The 20,747-nt window shown below is 67.9% G+C and carries 20 protein-coding genes and 1 pseudogene; 11 read left to right on the top strand and 10 right to left on the bottom strand.

Going from position 1 to position 20,747, the window contains the following annotated elements:
- Positions 1–91 precede the first annotated feature (91 nt).
- Positions 92–2,413, bottom strand: coding sequence for a cell wall-binding repeat-containing protein (locus AC37TH_RS15935; RefSeq protein ID WP_490765327.1), 2,322 nt, complete (start codon positions 2,411–2,413; stop codon positions 92–94).
- A 186-nt stretch (positions 2,414–2,599) separates the two neighbouring features.
- Here AC37TH_RS15935 and AC37TH_RS15930 point away from each other — a divergent pair, with 186 nt between their 5' ends.
- Positions 2,600–3,628 carry a virulence RhuM family protein/type II toxin-antitoxin system death-on-curing family toxin gene (locus tag AC37TH_RS15930; protein WP_490765326.1) on the top strand — a complete coding sequence of 343 codons (1,029 nt, stop codon included), beginning with the start codon at positions 2,600–2,602 and terminating at the stop codon, positions 3,626–3,628.
- A gap of 22 nt (positions 3,629–3,650) precedes the next feature.
- Here AC37TH_RS15930 and rfbA read toward each other — a convergent pair whose 3' ends face one another.
- The 3 genes from rfbA to AC37TH_RS15915 are packed head-to-tail and all read right to left on the bottom strand — an operon-like array spanning position 3,651 to position 7,028.
- Entirely contained in the window at positions 3,651–4,520 is an 870-nt protein-coding gene (gene rfbA, locus AC37TH_RS15925; RefSeq protein ID WP_490765325.1) for a glucose-1-phosphate thymidylyltransferase RfbA, read from the bottom strand.
- Positions 4,521–4,523: 3 nt separating this feature from the next.
- The gene (locus AC37TH_RS15920) at positions 4,524–5,135 is read right to left on the bottom strand and encodes a dTDP-4-dehydrorhamnose 3,5-epimerase family protein (protein WP_490765324.1); all 612 of its coding nucleotides are present in this window, start codon (positions 5,133–5,135) and stop codon (positions 4,524–4,526) included.
- Positions 5,136–5,144: 9 nt separating this feature from the next.
- Positions 5,145–7,028 (bottom strand): cell wall-binding repeat-containing protein, encoded by a 1,884-nt coding sequence (locus AC37TH_RS15915; protein ID WP_490765323.1) that lies wholly within the window; start codon positions 7,026–7,028, stop codon positions 5,145–5,147.
- Between the two features lie 129 nt (positions 7,029–7,157).
- Between AC37TH_RS15915 and rfbB the strand changes: the two genes are divergently transcribed.
- The 5 genes and pseudogenes from rfbB to AC37TH_RS15890 all read left to right on the top strand — a co-directional run bounded on the left by rfbB (position 7,158) and on the right by AC37TH_RS15890 (position 11,454).
- Positions 7,158–8,147, top strand: coding sequence for a dTDP-glucose 4,6-dehydratase (gene rfbB, locus AC37TH_RS15910; protein ID WP_490765322.1), 990 nt, complete (start codon positions 7,158–7,160; stop codon positions 8,145–8,147).
- Positions 8,147–9,022: a dTDP-4-dehydrorhamnose reductase gene (gene rfbD / locus AC37TH_RS15905; protein WP_490765321.1), complete on the top strand. Its 876-nt coding sequence runs from the start codon at positions 8,147–8,149 to the stop codon at positions 9,020–9,022. The genes rfbB and rfbD overlap by 1 nt, the downstream gene beginning before the upstream one ends.
- Positions 8,997–10,142: a glycosyltransferase family 4 protein gene (locus AC37TH_RS15900; RefSeq protein ID WP_490765320.1), complete on the top strand. Its 1,146-nt coding sequence runs from the start codon at positions 8,997–8,999 to the stop codon at positions 10,140–10,142. The genes rfbD and AC37TH_RS15900 overlap by 26 nt, the downstream gene beginning before the upstream one ends.
- Before the next feature lie 63 nt (positions 10,143–10,205).
- Positions 10,206–10,598, top strand: a pseudogene (locus tag AC37TH_RS15895) (acyltransferase family protein); the annotation flags it as partial.
- A gap of 64 nt (positions 10,599–10,662) precedes the next feature.
- Positions 10,663–11,454 carry an acyltransferase family protein gene (locus tag AC37TH_RS15890; RefSeq protein ID WP_490765319.1) on the top strand — a complete coding sequence of 264 codons (792 nt, stop codon included), beginning with the start codon at positions 10,663–10,665 and terminating at the stop codon, positions 11,452–11,454.
- On the opposite strand, the gene AC37TH_RS15885 is transcribed toward AC37TH_RS15890, so the two are convergent.
- The 4 genes from AC37TH_RS15885 to AC37TH_RS15870 all read right to left on the bottom strand — a co-directional run bounded on the left by AC37TH_RS15885 (position 11,437) and on the right by AC37TH_RS15870 (position 15,801).
- Entirely contained in the window at positions 11,437–12,651 is a 1,215-nt protein-coding gene (locus tag AC37TH_RS15885) for an acyltransferase family protein (protein WP_490765318.1), read from the bottom strand. The two genes, AC37TH_RS15890 and AC37TH_RS15885, sit on opposite strands and share 18 nt — an antisense overlap.
- Before the next feature lie 91 nt (positions 12,652–12,742).
- Positions 12,743–14,101 carry an LCP family protein gene (locus AC37TH_RS15880; protein ID WP_490765317.1) on the bottom strand — a complete coding sequence of 453 codons (1,359 nt, stop codon included), beginning with the start codon at positions 14,099–14,101 and terminating at the stop codon, positions 12,743–12,745.
- The gene (gene purE, locus AC37TH_RS15875) at positions 14,098–14,613 is read right to left on the bottom strand and encodes a 5-(carboxyamino)imidazole ribonucleotide mutase (RefSeq protein ID WP_490765316.1); all 516 of its coding nucleotides are present in this window, start codon (positions 14,611–14,613) and stop codon (positions 14,098–14,100) included. The genes AC37TH_RS15880 and purE overlap by 4 nt, the downstream gene beginning before the upstream one ends.
- A gap of 48 nt (positions 14,614–14,661) precedes the next feature.
- Positions 14,662–15,801 carry a 5-(carboxyamino)imidazole ribonucleotide synthase gene (locus AC37TH_RS15870; RefSeq protein WP_490765315.1) on the bottom strand — a complete coding sequence of 380 codons (1,140 nt, stop codon included), beginning with the start codon at positions 15,799–15,801 and terminating at the stop codon, positions 14,662–14,664.
- Between the two features lie 118 nt (positions 15,802–15,919).
- Here AC37TH_RS15870 and AC37TH_RS15865 point away from each other — a divergent pair, with 118 nt between their 5' ends.
- On the top strand, positions 15,920–16,456 hold the full coding sequence (locus tag AC37TH_RS15865; RefSeq protein WP_490765314.1) for a GtrA family protein: 537 nt from the start codon (positions 15,920–15,922) through the stop codon (positions 16,454–16,456).
- Here the strand turns inward: AC37TH_RS15865 and AC37TH_RS15860 are convergent.
- A complete protein-coding gene (locus AC37TH_RS15860) occupies positions 16,418–16,972 on the bottom strand; it encodes a PH domain-containing protein (RefSeq protein WP_490765313.1) in 555 nt (184 codons plus the stop codon). The genes AC37TH_RS15865 and AC37TH_RS15860 overlap by 39 nt on opposite strands.
- Positions 16,973–16,978: 6 nt before the next feature.
- Complete coding sequence (locus AC37TH_RS15855; protein WP_490765312.1) at positions 16,979–17,740, bottom strand: biotin--[acetyl-CoA-carboxylase] ligase; 762 nt, start codon at positions 17,738–17,740, stop codon at positions 16,979–16,981.
- A 102-nt stretch (positions 17,741–17,842) separates the two neighbouring features.
- On the opposite strand from AC37TH_RS15855, the gene AC37TH_RS15850 reads away from it, so the two are divergent.
- From AC37TH_RS15850 to AC37TH_RS15835, 4 genes are read left to right on the top strand one after another with little or no spacing between them, the layout of a single operon-like run.
- Positions 17,843–18,460, top strand: coding sequence for a hypothetical protein (locus AC37TH_RS15850; protein WP_490765311.1), 618 nt, complete (start codon positions 17,843–17,845; stop codon positions 18,458–18,460).
- Between the two features lie 2 nt (positions 18,461–18,462).
- On the top strand, positions 18,463–18,792 hold the full coding sequence (locus tag AC37TH_RS15845; protein WP_490765310.1) for a hypothetical protein: 330 nt from the start codon (positions 18,463–18,465) through the stop codon (positions 18,790–18,792).
- Positions 18,793–18,831: 39 nt separating this feature from the next.
- A complete protein-coding gene (locus AC37TH_RS15840) occupies positions 18,832–20,445 on the top strand; it encodes an acyl-CoA carboxylase subunit beta (RefSeq protein WP_490765309.1) in 1,614 nt (537 codons plus the stop codon).
- Positions 20,442–20,663 (top strand): acyl-CoA carboxylase epsilon subunit, encoded by a 222-nt coding sequence (locus AC37TH_RS15835; RefSeq protein ID WP_490765308.1) that lies wholly within the window; start codon positions 20,442–20,444, stop codon positions 20,661–20,663. The genes AC37TH_RS15840 and AC37TH_RS15835 overlap by 4 nt, the downstream gene beginning before the upstream one ends.
- The last annotated feature ends 84 nt before the right edge of the window (positions 20,664–20,747 follow it).

Here is a 20,747-nt window from a genome sequence, read left to right as displayed (position 1 = left end):
TTCGACGCAAAAGAATTGCACGCATTCCGCGCGAAACGCTGATTTATTGACGTTGTCTCAGTTTTGACGAACCCTGTTCGGGGGTGGAACGCTACGGGCAGACGCTGAGCGACGAGATCCCGGACGACAGGGCCGACGTGCCGCCCAGCACGGTCATCGCTCGTGCCCCGAGGCGTCCGACCTCCCCGACGACGCTCTGCGCGAGGCAGCCGTTGGGCACCACGTAGAGCGGCGCCCCCTTCGCCCCGGCCAGCGCCGACCCGGCGAGCGCATCGGGGAAGGTCACGCCGGAGGCGACGAAGATCGCCGCGTCCGTGGCGAACGCGTTCGTGTTGACGACCTGCGCCGTCGCGAAGCGGTCGCTTCCTCCCAGCCTGGTGACCGGCGCGACACGTCCGAGCGAGGTGGCGAGGGCGTTCGAGACGCTCACGGGACCGCCGACGACGGCGATCGAGGTCGCGCCGAGTTTCTTGATCAGCGCCGAGGTCGCTCCGTCGACGCCCGACGCGTAGCCGGGAACCAGGACGACGGGGTTCGCGAACGATCCGGCGGCCGCACCGGCGGACAGGGCGTCGGGGAAGGAGGTGCCGGTGGCGATGTAGACCCGCTTCGCGGTCGGGAACGCATATGACGTGACCATCCGCGATGTCTCGTACCGATCGCCTCCGGCCAGCCTGGTCACCTTTCCGTAGCGGGCGAGCGCTGTCGCGACCGCGGGCGACACCGCGTTGACACCGCCCACCACGATGATGTTGGTCGGCTTGAGCCTGGCGATCTCCGTGGCGATGGAGGCGGGAAGAGCACCCGGCATGGTGAGCAGCAGCGGCCCGCCGAGCTTCACGGCCGCGGGAGCCGCGGACAGCGCGTCGGGGAAGTCGACCCCGGAAGCGACGACGACCGTCGTGGCGGTTCCTGGATACCCGGCCTTGGAGATCTGCACGGAGGTGTCGAACCGGTCGCTGCCGGACAGACGCGCGACCGCCGGCTTCGCCACGGTCGTGATCGTGCCGGTGGCGGTCGCCGCAGAGGTCGTGCCCCAGCGCGCGACCAGACGGTAGGTGTGCGCGCCCGGCGTCGTCGGCAGCGCGACGCTCCAGGCCCCGGATGACGTCACGGTCGCGGTCCCGTTCGCACCGGCCGCGTCGGTGCGGCCGTCGTAGTAGACCGACACCGTCGTCTGCGCGTTGCCGCCGGGAACGGTGCCGGAGAACGAGCCGGGAGCGAAGACGGTCGAGCCGTTATGCAGGGTGGGCACCGGAGCGGAAACGGCCACGGACAACTTCCAGCCCGGCTGCTGCGCCGCGACGCTGAACGCCGTGGCCGAGCGGAGCGGGAAGAACGCGCCGAGCTGCCCGGCGCCGCAGGTGTTCGACTGCGAGCTGGCGCTCGTCACGCCCATGGCGTATGCACCGATGACGGCAGACCCCCCACTGTCGCCCTTCAGTACGCACGCGTCGCTGATGATCTCGTTGACCGTCTGCCCGTCGACCAGCACGGAGTCATCGACGTAGAGCACCTTGCCGCAGGTCCAGCCGCTCGTCGACCCGGACTTGCACATCGCCGCGCCCACGACAGCCGTCGTATCGCCCTTGATCGGGAGCGAGCTCGCGGTGGGAGCGCCCTGCGCGCCTCCCCAGGTCGAGATGGCCGCCTGCGGCGCGAATCCGGGGTTGGTGACAGCGATGACTCCGGAATCGAACCCTGCTCCGAACCTGAAGCTCCCGGAGACGGGTGCCCCGATCGTCGCGCCGAACACCGCCGCCGGGTCATTCGGCCTGCTCTGCACGATCTGCATGATCGACGACTGCGGGGTGCTCTGCACACAGTGCCCCGCGGTGACGAACTGCGGCTGGTTGGCCGCGTTTCTCCCGTTGAAGCCGATGGAGCAGCGCTCGCCCTGGCCCGTGGCCGCGTTCGTCAGGTATCCCCACGCCGTCCCGCCGAGAAGCGGCGTCGCCGCCGAATTCAGCTGGAGCCCACTGGGCGGCGGCGTCGCCGTTCCGACGGTGACGCTCGCCCCTGTCGCCTCCGCCGGCGCGACATCGGCGGGCGAGGCGACCGTGACAGAGAGCGCCGTGCCGTCGATCCGCGACGCGACCACGTCGACGCCGCGCTGCTTCAGCGACGACACGACGGCGGCCGCATCCGTCGCCGCGGCGGCATCGCTCAGATACTGCTCGGGGGTCTGCCCGAGATCACGCTGGACGGCGTCCGTCAGGTCGGCGGGAAGCTGGTCTGCGGCGGCGGCGAACTTCTCCGGGGCGTACCCGCCCATCGTCGGGGTCCCTGCCGGAGGTGCGGACGGCGCAGGATCGGCGGCGGACGGCGCTGCGAGCGCTGGCCCCGCGATCCCGAGAGCCGCGAACGCGCACGTCGCGGCGACGATCGCCGTTGCCAGTCGGAGGTGGGACATCGCTGCTCCTCGGTGCCTGTCTGCCGGTAGACGACGCAGTCTGGGCGCCACAGCAACCATACGCGACGACAGGCGCTCCGCCGCATCCTCGCCACGCCGACGAAACGACGACGCCCCTCCGTCTGCATCTTCATACCCGGGAGAATAGCTACGACACATCCACCAGACAGATCAGAGGCAAGACGCATGAGTAGCCGGCAGCCACGTCGCAAGACCATCGCCACGCCGAGTGGCCCGTCCTCGGCACCACTTGAGCGCTCCGATCCGCGGGAAGAACTCACGGCGGAGGCCCCGGAGACCGGCATGGAGTTCTACTCATCGCCCGATGGTGCGGTGACGCTGCCTGTGCGTTTCGACGGCGAGACGGTGTGGGTGACGCAGGCGCAGATGGCGGATCTGTTCGGCGTCGACGTTCGCACCGTCAACGAACACCTGGGAAACGCCTTTCGCGACGGCGAGCTCGAACGCGAAGCAACTATCCGGGAAATCCGGATGGTTCGCCGCGAAGGCGACCGGGATGTCTCTCGAAGCATCCGGCACTATGACCTCGACGCAACCATCTCCGTGGGCTATCGGGTCCATTCGCCCAGAGGCGTTCACTTTCGCAGATGGGCTACGGGGGTTCTCCGGCAGCGAATCCTGGACCAGAATGCCGCGCAGCTTTACCGTGCGCATCAGGTAACTGAGTTGCTCGCCACCTCTCACGATGAGCAACTGGCAAGCATTCGCCGGATCATGCAGCGCTACACAGGGGACCTCGACCGCCTTGCCGATTATGACCGAGGGGAGCTCTCGGTGCCCGAGGAAGACCTTGCTACGGCGAGCATAAACATCGACGACGTCGAACGGATCGTCGACGAGCTCCGCGGCCGTTACCCAGAAGACGAACGACTAGGCGTTGCGAAAGACGAATCGATTCACGGAGTCATCGGGCAGATCGACCAGACGTTCATGGGCCAGGACCTCTATCCGAGCGCGCAAGAGAAGGCCGCGAATCTGCTCTATATGGTGGTCAAAGATCACCCGTTCGGTGATGGGAACAAACGCACAGGCGCGGCGTTGTTCGCCTATTTTCTCGACCGAAACGGGATTGAGATCGACAAAGCGATCCCCCGCAACATGTTGACTGCGCTAACACTCATCGCCGCCGCCAGCGACCCCAGCAAGAAGAACGAGACCGTGGCTCTGATTCGAAGCCTTATCTCGAACGACTAGGAGCAGTGGATGCGCGCCGCGCTCAGGCCTCGACGGCGAGCAGGCCGTTGAGGTAACGTCCGTAGCCGCTCTTGACCAGCGGAGCGGCGAGCACGGCGAGCTGGGCGTCGTCGATCCAGCCGGCACGCCAGGCGATCTCCTCGATGCAGCCGACCTTGAAGCCCTGCCGGTCTTCGATCACGCGCACGTACTCCGACGCCTGCATCATCGACTCGAATGTTCCGGTGTCGAGCCAGGCCGTGCCGCGGTCGAGCACCTGCACCTGCAGGGTTCCCGCATCCAGGTAGCGCTCGTTGACGGTCGAGATCTCCAGCTCGCCCCGCGCGCTCGGCTCGATCGTCTTCGCGATCGCCACGACGGAGTTGTCGTAGAAGTAGAGGCCGGGCACCGCATAGTTGGACTTCGGCTTGACCGGCTTCTCCTCGATGGAGACGGCCGTGAAGGTGTCGTCGAACTCGACCACACCGTAGGCCGTGGGGTTGCTCACGTGGTAGGCGAAGATCAGCGCGCCGTCGATCTCGTTGTGGTTGCGCAACGACGATCCGAGTCCGGCCCCGTGGAAGATGTTGTCGCCGAGCACGAGCGCGACCGACTCGTCTCCGATGAACTCCTCACCGATGATGAAGGCCTGCGCGAGACCGTCCGGCGAGGGCTGCACGGCGTATTCGAGTCGGATGCCGAGCTCGGAGCCGTCGCCGAGCAGCGCCTTGAACTGCTGGTTGTACTCCGGCGTCGTGATGATCAGGATCTCGTTGATGCCCGCCATCATGAGGGTGGAGAGCGGGTAGTAGATCATCGGCTTGTCGTAGATCGGCATCAGCTGCTTCGAGATGCCCTTGGTGATCGGCCACAGGCGCGTGCCGGAGCCGCCGGCCAGGATGATTCCGCGCATCGGTCAGTTCCCTCCGTTGTCGAGCGAGGCGTAGAACGCGCGGGCGGCCTCCCAGGTGGGGAGCAGCCCGGCCGCGGCGGCCTCTGCGAGGCCGGGGGCCTCTGTGTCTTTCGGGGAGAGCAGCAGCTCGCCCGCCTCCTCGGGGAAGCGGAGCCCGATCTCGGCGTCGAGCGGGTTGATCCCATGCTCCCTGGTGGGGTTGTACACGTCGGTGACGAGGTAGCTGACGGTCGCGTCGTCCGTCAGGGCGACGAAGCAGTGCCCGAGCCCCTCGGAGACGTAGATCGCCTTGCGGTCTTTGTCGTCGAGCAGCACGGTGTCCCACTGACCGTATGTCGGGGAGCCGACCCGGATGTCGATGGCGAAGTCGAGCACGGCGCCGTGCGTCGCCGTGACGTACTTGGCCTGGCCCGGCGGGATGTCGGCGAAGTGGATGCCGCGCACCGAGCCGCGCTTGGAGACCGACGTGTTGCCCTGGCGGAGGTTCAGCGAGTGACCGACGGCCTCCTCCAGACGGTCGAACCGGTACCACTCCAGGAACAGTCCGCGGTCGTCCGCGTGCTGCTTCGGCGTGATCTCGTAAGCGTCTGGAATACTCAATTCGCGAATCTGCACCCCAGGAGTCTACTGGCAGACGCTGAGCTTGCCCACGAGGTCGCTGAGTGCGGTGGTCCCGCCGAGCAGCTTGTACGTCGGAGCGCGCAGGGTCTGCTCGGCCGCCTGCGGGTACACGCAGCCCTGCGGCGTCACCTGCAGGGGACTCTTGGCCGTCGCGGCGTATGCGGCGCCGGAGAGGGCGTCAGGGAACGCCGCCCCGGAGGCGAGCAACGCGGTGGAGGTCGCGCCGGGGAACGCGGCGGCGTTGACCGCGACGCTCGTCGCGAACCGGTCGGCTCCGTAGAGCCTCGTCACCGAGAACCCGAGCTTCGCCAGCCCGTTGGCGAACCCGACGGACACGCTGGCGGGGCCGCCGACGACGATGACCTTGGTGGTCTTGAGTCCCTTGAGGGCGGTGACGGTGGAGGCGTCCGGCCCGCCGTTCGCGCCGTTGACCAGAAGCACCGGCCTGCTTTGCGCACCGGCGGCTCCGCCGGCCGAGAGCGCGTCGGGGAAGTTCATCCCCGACGTGAGGTATGCGGTGTCCGCGGTACCGAACGCCTGCTTAGCGATGGTCTGCGCCGTCGTGAATCTGTCGTAGCTCGCCACCCTGGTGACAGACGCCGTGACGGTCCTCAGCTGGGCCAGGACGCCATCCGTCACGGATGCCGCACCGCCCGCGACGTAGATCGTCTTCGGCTTCAGTCTGCGCAGCTCTGTCATGATCGGCGCGGGGACCGCCGTCGTCTGAACGAGCAGCAGCGGGCCGCCGAGCTTCGCCGCAGCAGGGGCCGCGGCGAGCGCGTCGGGGAAGTTCATGCCGCTGGCGATGTATGCGGACGCCACACCGGTGCCGGGCGTCGGGTACGCGGCGCGGGAGATGGCCGCTGAGGTCTCGAACCTGTCCCCTCCGGAGAGGCGCGCCAGCGCGGGGACCGCGCCGGCGGTGGACGATCCGTACCAGGCGTTGAACAGCATCCAGAAGTTGCGGGTGCCGTAGGCGGAGCAGGTGTCGCCCTCACCGGGGTAGCTCGCAAGCGAGGCGGCGTTGGGGGTGTACGGCGTGTAGTAATACAGCGCGGCGGTCGCCTTGTTGAAGATGGCGACCTGTGCCGACCCGCAGGAGGCGTCGAGGTTGTACCGGACGGCGTTCACCTTGCCGACCTTGATCCAGCCGAAGGAGGGCGTCGTGCCCGCCGGGTCGGCGTAGCGCTTGAACTGCCAGGCGGCTCCGTAGACCTGGTTGAAGAATCCGGTCGTGCCTGCGCCGGTGCTGCAGCCGAGAGCAGTGTCCGGGCACTGCCAGCCGGTGGCGTTGTCGTACATCGACTGTTTGGGAGCGGTGGTCGAGACGAGTCCCTGCTCCTTCTGAAGCAGCGTGACGAGCACGACGGGGTTGATGCCGCAGGCGAGCCCCACCTTCGCGATGATGTTCGCGGCGGACTCCCCCGCAACGCCGGTGTACGCGGCGCACATCGGGTCTGCTGCTTTGTTGGTAGTGGTCTGCTTGTAGTTCTTGACGCATCCGGGAGCCGCCGTGGTCGTGCATCCGGCGCCCTTGGTGTTCAGGAACGACTGGATGGTCGCGGCACTCCACGCGTTCCCCTTGTAGAACACCGCGTCGCTGACCAGGTCGCCCGCCACGAACTTCGACGCGACGGCGTCGGCAGCACCGGCGGTCTGCAAGTCGCCGAGAGCCGCCTCGATGTTCTGCTGCTCCGCCTCCGGAGAGGTCTCGGTGCCCGCGGCGGCGGCCTGCACCTGCGCGTAATACTGCGCCGCCTTCTGGTCGTCCGACGTGTCGGCGATCGCCGCCGTCGGCGCGGAGAGCAGCGCTATGGCCGTCGCCCCTGCCGCGATCATTCCGATTATCTTCATCCGCGCGCCGGTGCGCTCCCCCGAGTCAGTCACGGTCGCGAGCCTACGACGAGACCGTGCAGCACTGCAATAACCGCATTCGTCGTCCGTGAGGGCTCTCAGGAAGCGAGCAGGTAGAATCTCTGCGGCAGTCCAGAATCCGTGAGGCAGGTTGTAATCTCCATGAAAATTCTCGTCACCGGCGGCGCCGGTTTCATCGGCTCCAACTTCGTCCGGCGCACGCTGCAGGACGCATACCCCGGGCTCGAAGGCGCTGAGGTCGTCGTGCTGGACGCACTGACGTACTCGGGCAACCTCGAGAACCTGGCGCCCGTCGCGGACTCTCCGCGCTACACCTTCATCAAGGGCGACATCCGCAACGGCGGGCTGCTCGACGAGCTGTTCCCCGGCATCGACGCCGTCGTGCACTTCGCCGCGGAGTCGCACGTCGACCGCTCGGTGCGCGACGCCTCCGTCTTCGTCGAGACCAACGTGCTCGGCACCCAGCAGCTGCTCGACGCAGCGCTGCGCAACGACATCAAGCGGTTCGTGCACGTCTCCACCGACGAGGTCTACGGCTCGATCGCCGAAGGCTCGTGGGACGAGGAGCGCCCGCTCGAACCCAATTCGCCGTACTCGGCGTCCAAGGCGGGAAGCGACCTGCTCGCGCGCAGCTACTTCCGCACGCACGGCCTCAACGTCTCGATCACGCGCTGCTCCAACAACTACGGGCCGTACCACTTCCCAGAGAAGGTCATCCCGCTGTTCGTCACCAACCTGATCGACGACAAGCACGTCCCGCTCTACGGCGAGGGCAACAACATCCGCGACTGGCTGCACGTGGACGACCACACCCGCGGCATCGCGATGGTGCTCGTCGGCGGTCGTGCCGGCGAGATCTACAACATCGGCGGAGGCACGGAGCTCACCAACAAGGAGCTGACCCAGCTGCTGCTCGACGCGACCGGTAAAGACTGGTCGTACGTCGACCGCGTCGCCGACCGCCTCGGCCACGACCTGCGCTACTCGGTCGACATCTCCAAGATCCGCGCCGAGCTCGGCTACGAGCCGCAGGTGCCGTTCCAGCAGGGCCTCGCAGACGTCGTGCAGTGGTACCGGGACAACCGCAGCTGGTGGGAGCCCCTCAAGGCCCGCGCCGCGCTGGACAACTGATGACGCGCTACCTGATCACCGGCGCGGCCGGTCAGCTGGGCCTCGATCTGCAGGCGGCACTCGCCGACCGCGAGGTCACGGCCCTCCGCCGTGCCGACCTCGACGTCACCGATCTGGATGCGGTGCTCGCCGCCGTCGCAGGTCATGACGTGGTCATCAACGCCGCTGCGTACACCAATGTGGATGCGGCGGAGACGAACGAGGACGACGCGTACGCGATCAACGCGACCGGCCCGCAGAACCTCGCCGTCGCAGCCAACCAGCACGGCGCCAAGCTGGTCACTGTCTCGACGGACTACGTGTTCGACGGCCACGGCACCGCTCCGTACGCCGAGGACGCCCCCCGCGACCCGATCAACGCGTACGGCCGCACGAAGGCCGCCGGCGAGGAGCTGGCGCTGGCCGCGCATCCGGATGGGACGTACGTGGTGCGCACCGCGTGGCTCTACGGAGCGGGCGGCGCGAACTTCGCCAAGACCATGGTGAAGCTCGCCGGAAGCCACGAGACCGTGAGCGTCGTCGAGGACCAGCTCGGCCAGCCGACCTGGACGGTCGACCTTGCAGCGCAGATCGTCGCCCTGCTCGACGCCGACGCCCCCGCGGGCGTCTACCACGGCACGAACGCGGGCGAGACGAGCTGGTACGGGTTCGCCAAGGCCGTCTTCAGCGAGGCCGGTTTGAACCCTGATAGGGTCACACCGACCGACAGCGCCGCGTTCGTCCGCCCCGCACCTCGGCCCTCGTATTCGGTGCTCGGTCACGAGGCATGGCGAGCCGCCGGCCTGGAACCCATGCGCGCATGGGACGTAGCACTGGCAGACGCAGCGCGTCACGGAGTTCTGGAGCAGCATGACAACCCTGAGAGTGGTCGTTGATGAGCTCATCGGCGACGCTCCCGGCGGGGCGCGCAGATACACCGAGGAGCTGACCAGGCAGCTCATCGCCACGGCTCCCGCCGGCTGCCAGGTGGAGGGCATCGTCCCCAACGTCTCCGACGAGATCCTCGACGACCTCCGGATGCGCCTGCCCGGCATCGCCGCGATCACCACGCTGCCGATGGGCAGGCGCGAGCTCACGATGGCCTGGCAGTCCGGCCTCAAGCTCGGCGGGGTCAGCGGCATGGTCCACGCCCCCAGCCTGCTCGCGCCGCTCCGCAAGCACGACAGGACGAACACCGGCGACCAGATCGCCGTGACCATCCACGACGTGCTGCCTTGGACGCATCCGGAGTCGCTCGGCTCCGCCGGCACGCTGTGGCACAAGGCGATGGCCAAGCGCGCCCGCAAGCACGCCGACGCGATCGTCGTTCCGACGCACGCCGTCGCGGACAGGCTCAGCGAGTTCATCGACTTCGGCGACAGGGTCCGCGTCATCGGCGGGGCGCCCGCCACCACGCTCAGGCTTCCCGCGGATGCGGACGAGCGCGCCGAGCGTCTCGGGCTTCCTGACCGGTATGCGCTCACGCTGGGCTCGATCATGCCTCGCAAGGGCGTCGCCCCGCTGATCAGGGCCGTCGCGCTTCCGGACGCCCAGGACATCCCGCTCATCATCGCCGGGCAGGACAGGTTCGGCGACGGCTCGGCCACCGGCGTCGCCGCCGCGGCCGGTCTGCCGGAGGACAGGGTCCGCGCCCTCGGCCACCTGGACGACGCCGACCTCGCCGTCGTGCTCGACCGCGCGACGCTGTTCGTCTTCCCGAGCCTCGCGGAGGGGTTCGGCCTGCCGATCGTCGAAGCGTTCAAGTTCGGCCTCCCCGTCATCCACTCCGACGATCCTGCCCTCGTCGAGGTGGCAGGTGGAGCCGGCGTCGTGATCGAGCGGCCGGAGACCCCGGACGATCCTGCGTACGCCGAGCGGATCGCAGCCGCCATCGGCCGCGTGCTCAACGACGACGAACTCCGCGCCAGACTCGGCATCCTCGGAACCGACCGCGCCCGCGCCTTCAGCTGGCGCGACTCGGCCGAGCGCGTCTGGCAGCTGCACGCCGACCTGTAGGCCGCCAGGCCCCGGCGCGCTCCGAGGGCTCACACAGCACCCGATTGCTATCCTGACCCGGTCATGTCTTCCTCTCCTCGCCGCCTCACGTCGCTCGACGGGCTTCGCGGTGTCGCCGCCCTGATCGTGGTCGCGCACCACATCAGCCTGCTGTATCAGCCGTTCGCGGCCACATACATGGGAGGGGACCTCCCCCCGGAGGGCTCGGTGGCCTGGTGGTTCAGCCATTCCCCGCTGAAGCTCATCACGGCGGGCCCGGAGGCCGTGATCATCTTCTTCGTGCTCAGCGGGTTCGTGCTCAGCCTTCCCGTGCTCAGGCCCAGGGAGTTCGACTGGATGTCCTACTTCCCCCGCAGGCTCGTGCGCATCGGCCTTCCCGTGCTGTGCTCACTCGTCCTGGCGGCCGGACTCGCGCTGCTCGTCCCCCAGGTGCCCCGTTTCGGCACGAGCACGTGGGTGGCCGCGACGAGCGTGCATCCGTTGAGCATCGAAGCGTTTCCTCGTCAACGTCGACCCGCTGATGGTGGATGTGTCGCTCAACAACCCGCTCTGGTCCATCTTCTGGGAGATGGCGTTCTCGATGTCCCTCGCCCTGTTCATCGGGCTTGCCGTGGTACTCAAGCGCTTCTGGCCCCTCGTCCTGGCCCTGGCCGTCGCCTCCACCTTCCTCGGGATCGACTCGCAGGCGCAGAGCTTCCGCTACCTGCCCGCGTTCTTCGTCGGCACACTGGCGGCGGTGCTGTTCCCGCGCATCCGGAAACTGGGGTCAGCCGTCTCCGCCTGGCGGCTGGGGCACCTCGTCTGGGCCGTCGCCTTCGTCGGCTCGCTCCTGCTGCTGATCGGCACCTGGCTGTTCCCTGCGCTGTCGCCGATCCCGGCGATGTGGCTCGCCGGATTCCAGCCGGTCGCCGCCGTGATCATCCTGATCGTCTGCCTGGAGTGGGCTCCCCTCGCCTGGCTGCTCTCGGTCGGGCCGCTGCGCTGGGCCGGGAAGATCTCCTTCAGCCTGTACCTCGTGCACGTGCCGATCATCCTGACCTTCTACTACCTGTTCCCGACGCTGTCGCTGCCCGTGGTCGCAGTGCTCGCCGTGGTGACGGCCATCGTCGTCTCCGCCGGGTTCTACTGGCTCGTCGAGAAGCGGTCGCACACCCTGTCGAAGCTCACCGGCGCGGCCGTCGCACGGGGGTTCGCGCACCGCGGGAGCAACGATGACGCTGCCGCGGAGGACGCCGCCGAGAAGCCGGCTGTGCCTCAGGTGGATGCGGCGCCCACCAGCGCGCGAGAACTGGCGTCAGACCCGCGCGCCTGACTCGGCCACGGCCTTCTTGTCGGCCGGCGCCTCCTCCGGCCCGAACCAGGCCCGGTAGCGCTCCGACGCCCACACCCCGACCGCGCGCGACCAGCCGTGGCTGCGCTTCTCGATCAGCCAGGTGAACCCGACGGCGACCAGCAGAGCCGCCGGGATCGCGAACAGCAGCGGGACATACCAGGCCTGACCGGCGAACAGGTAGGTGCTGAAGATCAGGATCGGCACGTGCACGAGGTACAGGCTGAACGAGATGGTCCCGGCGAACTGCAGACCACGGGACTCGAACAGCGCGCGCAGCGGCTTCCAGCCGATCGCGGCGACCACCAGTCCGGCGGCGGCCAGCGGCATCAGGCCCTTGAGCACGGCGACGAGCTCCGGCAGGTCGGCGACGCCGGGACCGAACAGCCACGGCGCAATCATCAGCGCGGCGCTGCCGAGCGTCATCGCCGCCCACGCCACGTGCCGGATCCGGCGCGCGTTCAGGCGCTCGGCGAAGATCCGCACCGAGTCCAGCCGAACGGCGATGACCGCTCCGACGAAGAACGCCGGGAGATACGAGAGGGCTCCCGCGTCGGTGCGCACGCCCAGCCAGGTGAGCAGCACCGCAGCGGCCAGGCCGCCGAGCCACCAGCGACGAACGGCGATGGCGGCGATGGCGAACACCGGGAGGGCGAGCGAGAAGATCAGCTCCCAGCGCAGCGACCACAGCGGGTTGTTGATCTGGCCGTCTCCGCCGAGCAGATCCATCGCCTTGACGATGTAGTCCCAGCTGAAGTTCGGCGTCGACGAGTTGCTCAGCCAGGTCCCTTTCGGCTGCGTGGTGACCTGCGGGATCGCGGCCACGAATCCGGCCGCGAGCAGCACCGACGCGATCACCGGCACCATCAGGCGCACGGCGCGGCGGGGGAAGTACGCGATCCAGTCGAACCCGCGCTTGCGGACCACGGGCAGCGTCACGACCAGCCCGGACAGGACGAAGAAGACGATCACGGACTCCCAGCCGGCGGTGAAGAGCTTCAGCGGGGTGTAGCTGATCCACCACATCGGCGAGCCGGACGGCGCCGTTCCCCCGCCGGGCGTGCCAGGAAAATTCGGGTTCGTGTACATGGCGTGGTGCAGCAGCACGACCAGTGCCGCCAGCCCTCGAAGTCCATCGAGAGAAGCCAGTCGCTCGCTCGTCTTTTTCGTCACCTTCACACCAGTACTCGACATAGGCGTGCCACGGTACCCAGTGCGCCTCAGCAGTTCCTGTGACCTGTTCAGGGGTCACCTGGGAGCTTGAGTCGACCTATTTGCCGGAGGGCGTCGGCGTGGTAGGGGCGAGCGCCTGCGTCACGAGGCCGTGGATCTGCGTGTAATCGGGATTCTGCGGGTCGATCGCCGGCGGCACCAGTTCGAGCTGCTTCACGGGCAGTGACTTGGTTTTCATACCCAGGTCGACGAAGTATCCGAGCATCGACTGCGGGATGTCGGTCTTCATCACCTGCGCGCCCGCCGCCGCGATGTTCTGGAACTTGCTCACCACGTTGACCGGGTTCACCTGTTTGAGAATCGCATCCTGCAGCTGGCGCTGCCTGGCCATGCGGTCGTAGTCGCTCGACCCGTGCCGCGCCCTGGCGTACCACTGCGCGTGATAACCGTCCATGTGGTGCATCCCCGGCTCAATCCACTCGGCGACGCCGTTGAGGTTCTCGTCTCCCCCGATCGGCACGCGCTCGGTGACGTCGATGTCGACGCCGCCGAGCGCGTCGACCAGGTCGGAGAAGCCCTGCATGTCGATGAGGACGTAGTACTGGATGGTCAGTCCGGTCGCGCCCTCCAGCGCATCCCGCATCGCTTCGATGCCCGGCTCACTGTTGTTCTTCTTCGCGTTCGGGTACAGCTCCGGCTTGTACAGTTCGACCTCGGTGTAGATCGAGTTGAGCTGGCAGACGTCGACGTCGCAGCGGTCCTCATAGCCGTAGCCGTCCGGGTAGAGCGTGCGCAGCGGCGACTTCGCCGAGAACGGCACGGGGTTGAGATCGCGCGGAAGACCGATGGTCACAGCCTGCCCGGTGTTCGCGTCGATGCTGACCACGGACATGCTGTCCGGCCGGAGGCCTTCGCGGTCGGGGCCCGCGTCGCCGCCGAGCAGCATGATGTTGTACCGACCGTTGACCGGCGGCTGCGACGGGCCGGCCGAGAAGATGTTGCCGAGGGCGCCCCGCGCCGACCCGGCGACCACGGAGGCGTACCCGGCTGTGCAGGTGAGCCCCACCAGCACGAGCACGGAGAAAGCGGCGATCCAGCCGCGCGCGTTCGGCCGCGCTTTGACCAGCCGCACCAGCCGCAGAGTGTCGAGGGTGAGCACGATCCACAGCACCGCGTACGCGACGAGCAGGATCTGCAGCACCAGCAGACTGCCGGTCTGGGTGAACAGCGTGTAGATCGTCGACGGCGAGATCAGATAGACGACGAGCGTCACGATGGCGAGCAGCCACAGCAACAGCGTGGCGACGATGCCGACGCGGCCGAGCGTCCTGCTTCCGGCGACGACCTGTGCAGAGCCGGGGAGCAGGACGTTCAACGCGACCAGCCACCACGCCCGCTTCGTCATGATCGGGGCGGACGACACATCCGGGTGCCTCAGCGGGGTCGCGATGCTCATAGTTTCGCTTGGAGTGCCCGGTTCTTCTCTTCGACGCTGGCCTCGAGGTCGGCGGCGAACGTCGAGAGGGCGGAGGTGAGCGCGTCGTCGGACGTCGCGAGGATCTTCACCGCGAGCAGGCCCGCGTTCCTCGCCCCGCCGATGGAGACGGTCGCGACGGGGACACCGGCCGGCATCTGCACGATCGAGAGCAGCGAGTCGAGTCCGTCCAGCCTGGCGAGCGGCACGGGCACGCCGACGACGGGCAGTGTCGTGACGGCGGCGAGCATCCCCGGCAGGTGGGCCGCGCCTCCTGCTCCGGCGATGATCACCTTCACGCCGCGCGACGCCGCACGCTTGCCGAAGTCGATCATCTTCTCCGGTGTGCGGTGTGCGGACACGACCTCGACCTCGTGGGCGACGCCGAACTCGGTGAGCAGCCGTGACGCTTCCTGCATCACCGACCAGTCGGAGTCCGACCCCATCACCACGGAGACGAGTGGGTTGGTGGAGGCTGCGGGCATGACCACCATGCTAGAGGCGCGTCGGCCGACCACACGGACGGCACGCCCCGCGAGGCGTCAGTCCGTGAAGAACGCCGCGGCGGCGCGGGCCTGGTACGCCACGTCGTCGAGGTCGTCCCCTCCGACCGTGACGTGGCCGACCTTGCGGCCGGGACGCGGCGCCTTCCCGTACCCGTGGAACTTGGCTGCAGGATGCGCGGCGAGCGCGGCCGGGTACCTGTCCTGCAGCGAACCCTCCGACGGCCCGCCCAGGATGTTGATCATCACCGACCAGTCGTCGCGGGTCTGCGTCGAGCCGAGCGGCAGGTCGAGCACCGCGCGCAGGTGCTGCTCGAACTGGCTGGTCACCGCCCCCTCGATCGACCAGTGCCCGCTGTTGTGCGGGCGCATCGCGAGCTCGTTGACCAGGATGCGGCCGTCTGTCGTCTCGAACAGCTCGACGGCGAGCACGCCGGTCACCCCGAGGCCGTCCGCGATGGTCCTGGCGATCTCGGCGGCCAGGTCCGCGGCACGACCGGCGGAGCCGGGCGCCGGGGCGATGACCTCGGCGCAGACGCCGTCGCGCTGCACCGTCTCGACCACGGGCCAGACGGCCATCTCACCGGATGGGCGGCGGGCGACGAGCTGCGCGAGCTCCCTGCTGAACGACACCAGCTCCTCGACCAGCAGCGCCCCTCCCCTGCCGTCCTCGGCGAGCGCGAGGAACCAGTCGTCCGCTTCCGCCGCCTCCGAGACGACGCGGACGCCCTTGCCGTCGTAGCCGCCCCTCGCGGTCTTGACCACCGCGCGACCGCCGTGGCCGGCGAGGAACGCGCCGAGCTCGTCAGCGGACTCGACGGCCGCCCAGTCGGGGACGGGCAGCCCGAGCTCACTGAGCTTCGCACGCATCTGCAGCTTGTCCTGCGCATAGAGCAGGGCGTCCGGGCCGGGGTGCACCTCGATGCCGCGCGACACCAGTTCGCGGAGGATCGCCGGCGGGACGTGCTCGTGGTCGAAGGTGACCACATCCACTGTCTCGGCGAAGGCGAGCACAGTGTCGAGGTCGCGGTAATCTCCGACGCCGGTCGCGGCGATCTCGGCGCTCATGCCCTCCGCCTCCTCCAGCACGCGGATGTCGATTCCGAGTTCGACCGCAGGCGGGACCATCATGCGGGCCAGCTGACCTCCACCGATAACGCCGACCGTGTTCTTGGCCATCTGATCGTCTCCTCGATACTCTTCAGGATGGGCGGGGGCAACTCCCAGATTGGGGATACCTTTCGCGCGTATGCTCACCAACGCACTCAACTATCTTCGCGCAGATCGGGTTGGACGTATGACGAGCGAGACACAGCCGGAACACCGGCAGTCGCGGCTTCTGCCGCAGCTGGCGAAGTTCGGCGCTGTCGGCGCCGTCGGCGTTCTCGTGAACCTCGCCGTGTTCAACGCGCTGCTGCTCACACCGATGTCCGCATCGCACTGGGGAGCGCTCGCTGCGACCGTCATCGCCAACGCTGTCGCCATCGCCACCAACTACGTCGGCAACCGGTATTGGGCGTTCGCAAAGGAGCGCAGATCGAACGTCGCCCGCGAAGGCGTCGAGTTCCTGATCGTGAGCATCTGCGGGCTCGTCATCCCCGTGCTCTGCGTCTACGTCTCCCGTGTCGTCCTCGGCTACGACAGCCGCCTGGCCGACAACATCGCGAACAACGTGGTCGGGCTCGCGCTCGGCACCGTGTTCCGCTTCGCGTTCTACCGCTGGTGGGTGTTCGCCCCGAACAGGACCCGTCAAGCGGCCGTTCAGCCCGAACCGGCACTCGCCCCGGCGGGTTCGCTACCGGGATCCCCAGACAGTGGTCTCGTCGGAGACTGACTCCGACTGCTGTCTGCGCACGGCGACCACGGTCTGCGAGTGGTCCATCAGGTCGTTCAGCGCACGCTGGACCGCGTCGGCCTTCGGCACGTCTTTGAGCACGACCGGACGCTCCAGGCCGGAGTTGATCCGCACATCCCCAGACCGGAATGCGCTCTGCAGCCAGTTGCGTTTGACCGTGACGTCGTAGCCTCTGCTGTGCAGCAGTTCCTGGCGCACGCGGACGAAGAAACCGTGGCGCAGGATGATGCGCCTGGTCGTGATCGTGTACCTGCGGCTCAGCCAGGAGGCGAGCGGAAGCAGGAACAGCAACAGGATGACCGCGGCCGCCGCCGACCAGAGCAGCACGATCTCCCACACCTCGCCGAACCGTCCGGCGAAGTATCCGAGTGCACCGCACGCGGCGATGAGGACGATGCTCGGCCAGAACATCGCCCGCGCGTTGGAGCGCAGACGCGCCACGATCTGCTCCGGAGGCGCGGCCGGCGCTCCGTCCTGTGGCGTGGTGTTGCTCATGTCCAATTAATACCTCAGGTGGGTCACGTCGCCGGCCGCGACAGCCGTGATCCCGGCATCCGACTCCACCAGAAGTCGTCCGTCGTCGTCGATGCCGACGGCCGTTCCGAGCAGGTCGTCCCCGGACGGCAGGATCACGCGAACCCGGCGACCAATGGTGTGGCACGCCTCCGCCACCTCGTCCCTGACGGCGCTCGCGACCGGATCGCCGCCCGCGGCACTGAACGCGCGGTAGAGGACGATGAGGTGGGTGAGGTACGACGAGAGAACCGCATCCACGTCGATATCGCGCGCGCCGGCGACGAGGAGGGACGTGGACGTGTCGGTGGGCAGCTCGTCGCGCGTCAGCGTGAGGTTGACGCCGGACCCGATCACGAGACCGGACAGGTCTGGCAGCAACTCGGTGAGGATGCCGCACACCTTGGCGCCGTCGATCAGCACGTCATTCGGCCATTTCACCTCGACATCGCCCTGAACCAGCGGCGAGAGCGCCCTGCTCATCGCGAGCCCGGCGATCAGCGGAAACCAGCCGAACGACTCCACCGGCAGGCCGCTCGGCTTCAGCAGGACGGAGATCGCGACGGCCTTGCCGGGCGGCGACACCCACACCCGCCCGAGCCGTCCGCGCCCACCGGTCTGGTTGTCGGTGAGGACGACCGAGAGGTCCGGCAGTTCGGCTGCGCGGGCGACGAGGACGTCGTTCGTCGACCCCGCCTCATCCAGGACGTCGACGACGGGGACGATTTCGCGACTGCGGCGGAGCTCCATTGCCCCAGTCTGCCAGCGCTCGGATCGCGACACCATCGGTTGCGAAAGCCAGTGATATCTGAGACTCTTTCTTCCACATATTAAACGAAGAAGAGGACGAAGATGTTCACCACGTTCACCGCAGCGAGGGCTGCTGCATCCGCAATGGTCGGATGCGCCATTGTCGTCGCGCAGATCAGCATTGCTGGTCCAGCATCAGCAGACGATGCCGGAAGCGAGCGACCTCTCACCGCGACCCGGGAGGACGTCGCTCTCGATCTGGCCACCTTCGAGGGCCCACTCGTCGTCGCAACCCCCTCCGGGGCAGAGGTCGTCGTGGATGTGAAAGCCGGACAGGCTTCCGTCATGGCCGAGACGATCCAGGCAGCAGACATCGACGGCACTCTGGACAGCCTGCCGATCAGGAGCAGTAGAGCCGGCTGCGGCCAGAAAGTGAGAAGCGTGGCCGGAATCGGCAACACGTACGCGACAAGCGTGCAGGGATGCGCAGTGATCGGTTATCCCGGCTATCGGCGGGAGTACGTCTGGGAGAACACCTCGGATGTCTACCTCTGCACACGAGCTCGCGGGTTTAACGCGGGCGTCGCCACCTGGTATTCGACGGGCTGCGGCGGTGGGGCGACATTCCTCGTGCCGTGGGGGAACACGCTTGCGTACACGCAGATGCAGGGCTCATCAATGTCCTGGGCGACAGGTGCCGCCTACGTCTGGCGCGCGTGACCATGAGCGAGCGACCGCGTCCCCGGACGATCCTCGTCACCGGCGTCGTCCTCACCATCGTCGGCGCCGTGCTCCAACTCGTTCTCCCGGCGCTCGGGTACTCCATCGCGAATGCGAGCGAATCGGCGCTCGGGATGGACCAGGACATCCTGCTGGCGTTCGACTTCGCCGTCCGCGCCATCGGGCTGATCGTCACACCGCTGGGCACAGCCCTCATCGGCGCGGGGATCGTCATGGCGCACGGCGACCGCATCGCTGCGGCTCGTCCAGCCCATGCGCATCCATCGGGCGATCACGACGAGACCGCACACGCTGCCGCCGAACTTTTGTAGGGTTTCCTCAACGGCATCGGCCAACTGCTGGCAGGTAGAGTGAACGGCGTGACCGACACAGAACCTGGACAGACGGCCGATCCGCACACCACAGCAGGCAAGCTCGCCGATCTCAAGGAGCGCTTCCACGAGGCCGTGACCGCGAGCGGTCAGTCCGCCATCGAGAAGCAGCACGCCAAGGGCAAGCTCACCGCACGCGAGCGCATCGACCTGCTGCTCGACCAGGGCTCGTTCGTGGAGTTCGACGAGTTCGTGCGGCACCGCACCCACGCGTTCGGCATGGAGAACAAGCGGCCGTACGGCGACGCGGTCGTCACCGGCGTCGGCACCATCCACGGCCGAAACGTCGCGGTGTTCAGCCAGGACTTCACCATCTTCGGCGGCTCGCTCGGCGAGGTCGCAGGCGAGAAGATCATCAAGGTGATGGACCACGCCCTCAAGACCGGCGTCCCGATGATCGGCATCCTCGACTCGGGCGGGGCACGCATCCAGGAGGGTGTCGTCGCGCTCGGCAAGTACGGCGAGATCTTCCGCCGCAACACCGCAGCATCCGGTGTCATCCCGCAGATCTCCATCGTCATGGGCCCGGCGGCCGGCGGCGCGGTGTACTCCCCCGCCCTCACCGACTTCGTCATCATGGTCGACAAGTCGAGCCACATGTTCGTCACCGGCCCCGACGTGATCAAGACGGTCACGGGCGAGGACGTCGGCTTCGAGGAGCTCGGCGGAGCGCTCACCCACAACAAGATCTCCGGCGTCTCGCACTACCTCGCGAGCGACGAGGAGGACGCCCTCGACTACGCCCGCACCCTGCTGAGCTACCTGCCGCAGAACAACCTGGCCGAGCTGCCGGTGTTCGCCGCTGAACCCGAGCTGGAGCAGACGGACGCCGACCGCAAGCTCAACACGATCATCCCGGATTCGCCCAACCAGCCGTACGACGTGAAGTCGATCATCGAAGGCGTCGTCGACGACGGGGAGTTCCTGGAGATCCAGCCGCTGTTCGCGCCGAACATCGTCATCGGGTTCGCGCGCGTCGAAGGCCGCTCTGTCGGAATCGTCGCCAACCAGCCGAACGCCATGGCAGGCACCCTCAACATCGACGCCGGTGAGAAGGCGTCCAGGTTCGTGCGCTTCTGCGATGCGTTCAGCATCCCGATCCTCACCCTGGTGGATGTGCCCGGTTACCTTCCTGGAACCGACCAGGAGTGGACGGGCGTGATCCGCCGCGGAGCCAAGCTGCTCTACGCGTACGCGGAGGCCACAGTGCCGCTCGTCACGATCATCACCCGCAAGGCGTACGGCGGCGCGTACATCGTCATGGGCTCCAAGCAGCTCGGCGCCGACATCAACCTGGCCTGGCCGACAGCCGAGATCGCCGTGATGGGCGGTCAGGGCGCGGTGAACATCCTGTACCGGGGCGAGATCAAGCGCGCGGAGGAGGCAGGCGAAGACGTCGCGGCCGTGCGCACCAAGCTGGCGAACGAGTACACGTACAACGTGGCCAGCCCGTTCCTCGCGGCGGAGCGCGGCGAGCTCGACGGCGTGATCGAGCCCGCAGCGACGCGTGTGTCCGTGATCAAGGCGCTGCGTGCCCTGCGCACGAAGCGCGCATCCATGCCGCCCAAGAAGCACGGGAACATTCCGCTGTGACCTTCGACGCCGAGAACATCCGGTTCGTCACGCGCGGCGTGACGCCGGAGGAGGTCGCCGCGGTGACGGCCGTGCTCACGGCCGCCGTCGCAGAGGCACAGGCGGCAGCACAGGATGCGCGCCCAGAGTCAGGGCCGGACGCCTGGGCACGCAGCCAGCGCGCGCTGCGCACACCGCTCTCGCCCGGCGCGGGCGCGTGGCGTTCGTTCAGCGGCTGAGCCGGGTGTACCCCAGCTCACGGCCCCCCGAGTGTGGGACAAGCCGCATTTCGGGGTGTCTGGCGACCATCGGGGACGGATTGT

The organism is Leifsonia sp. McL0627 (genome assembly GCF_058244615.1).
This window is presented reverse-complemented; position numbering and strand designations above follow the sequence as displayed.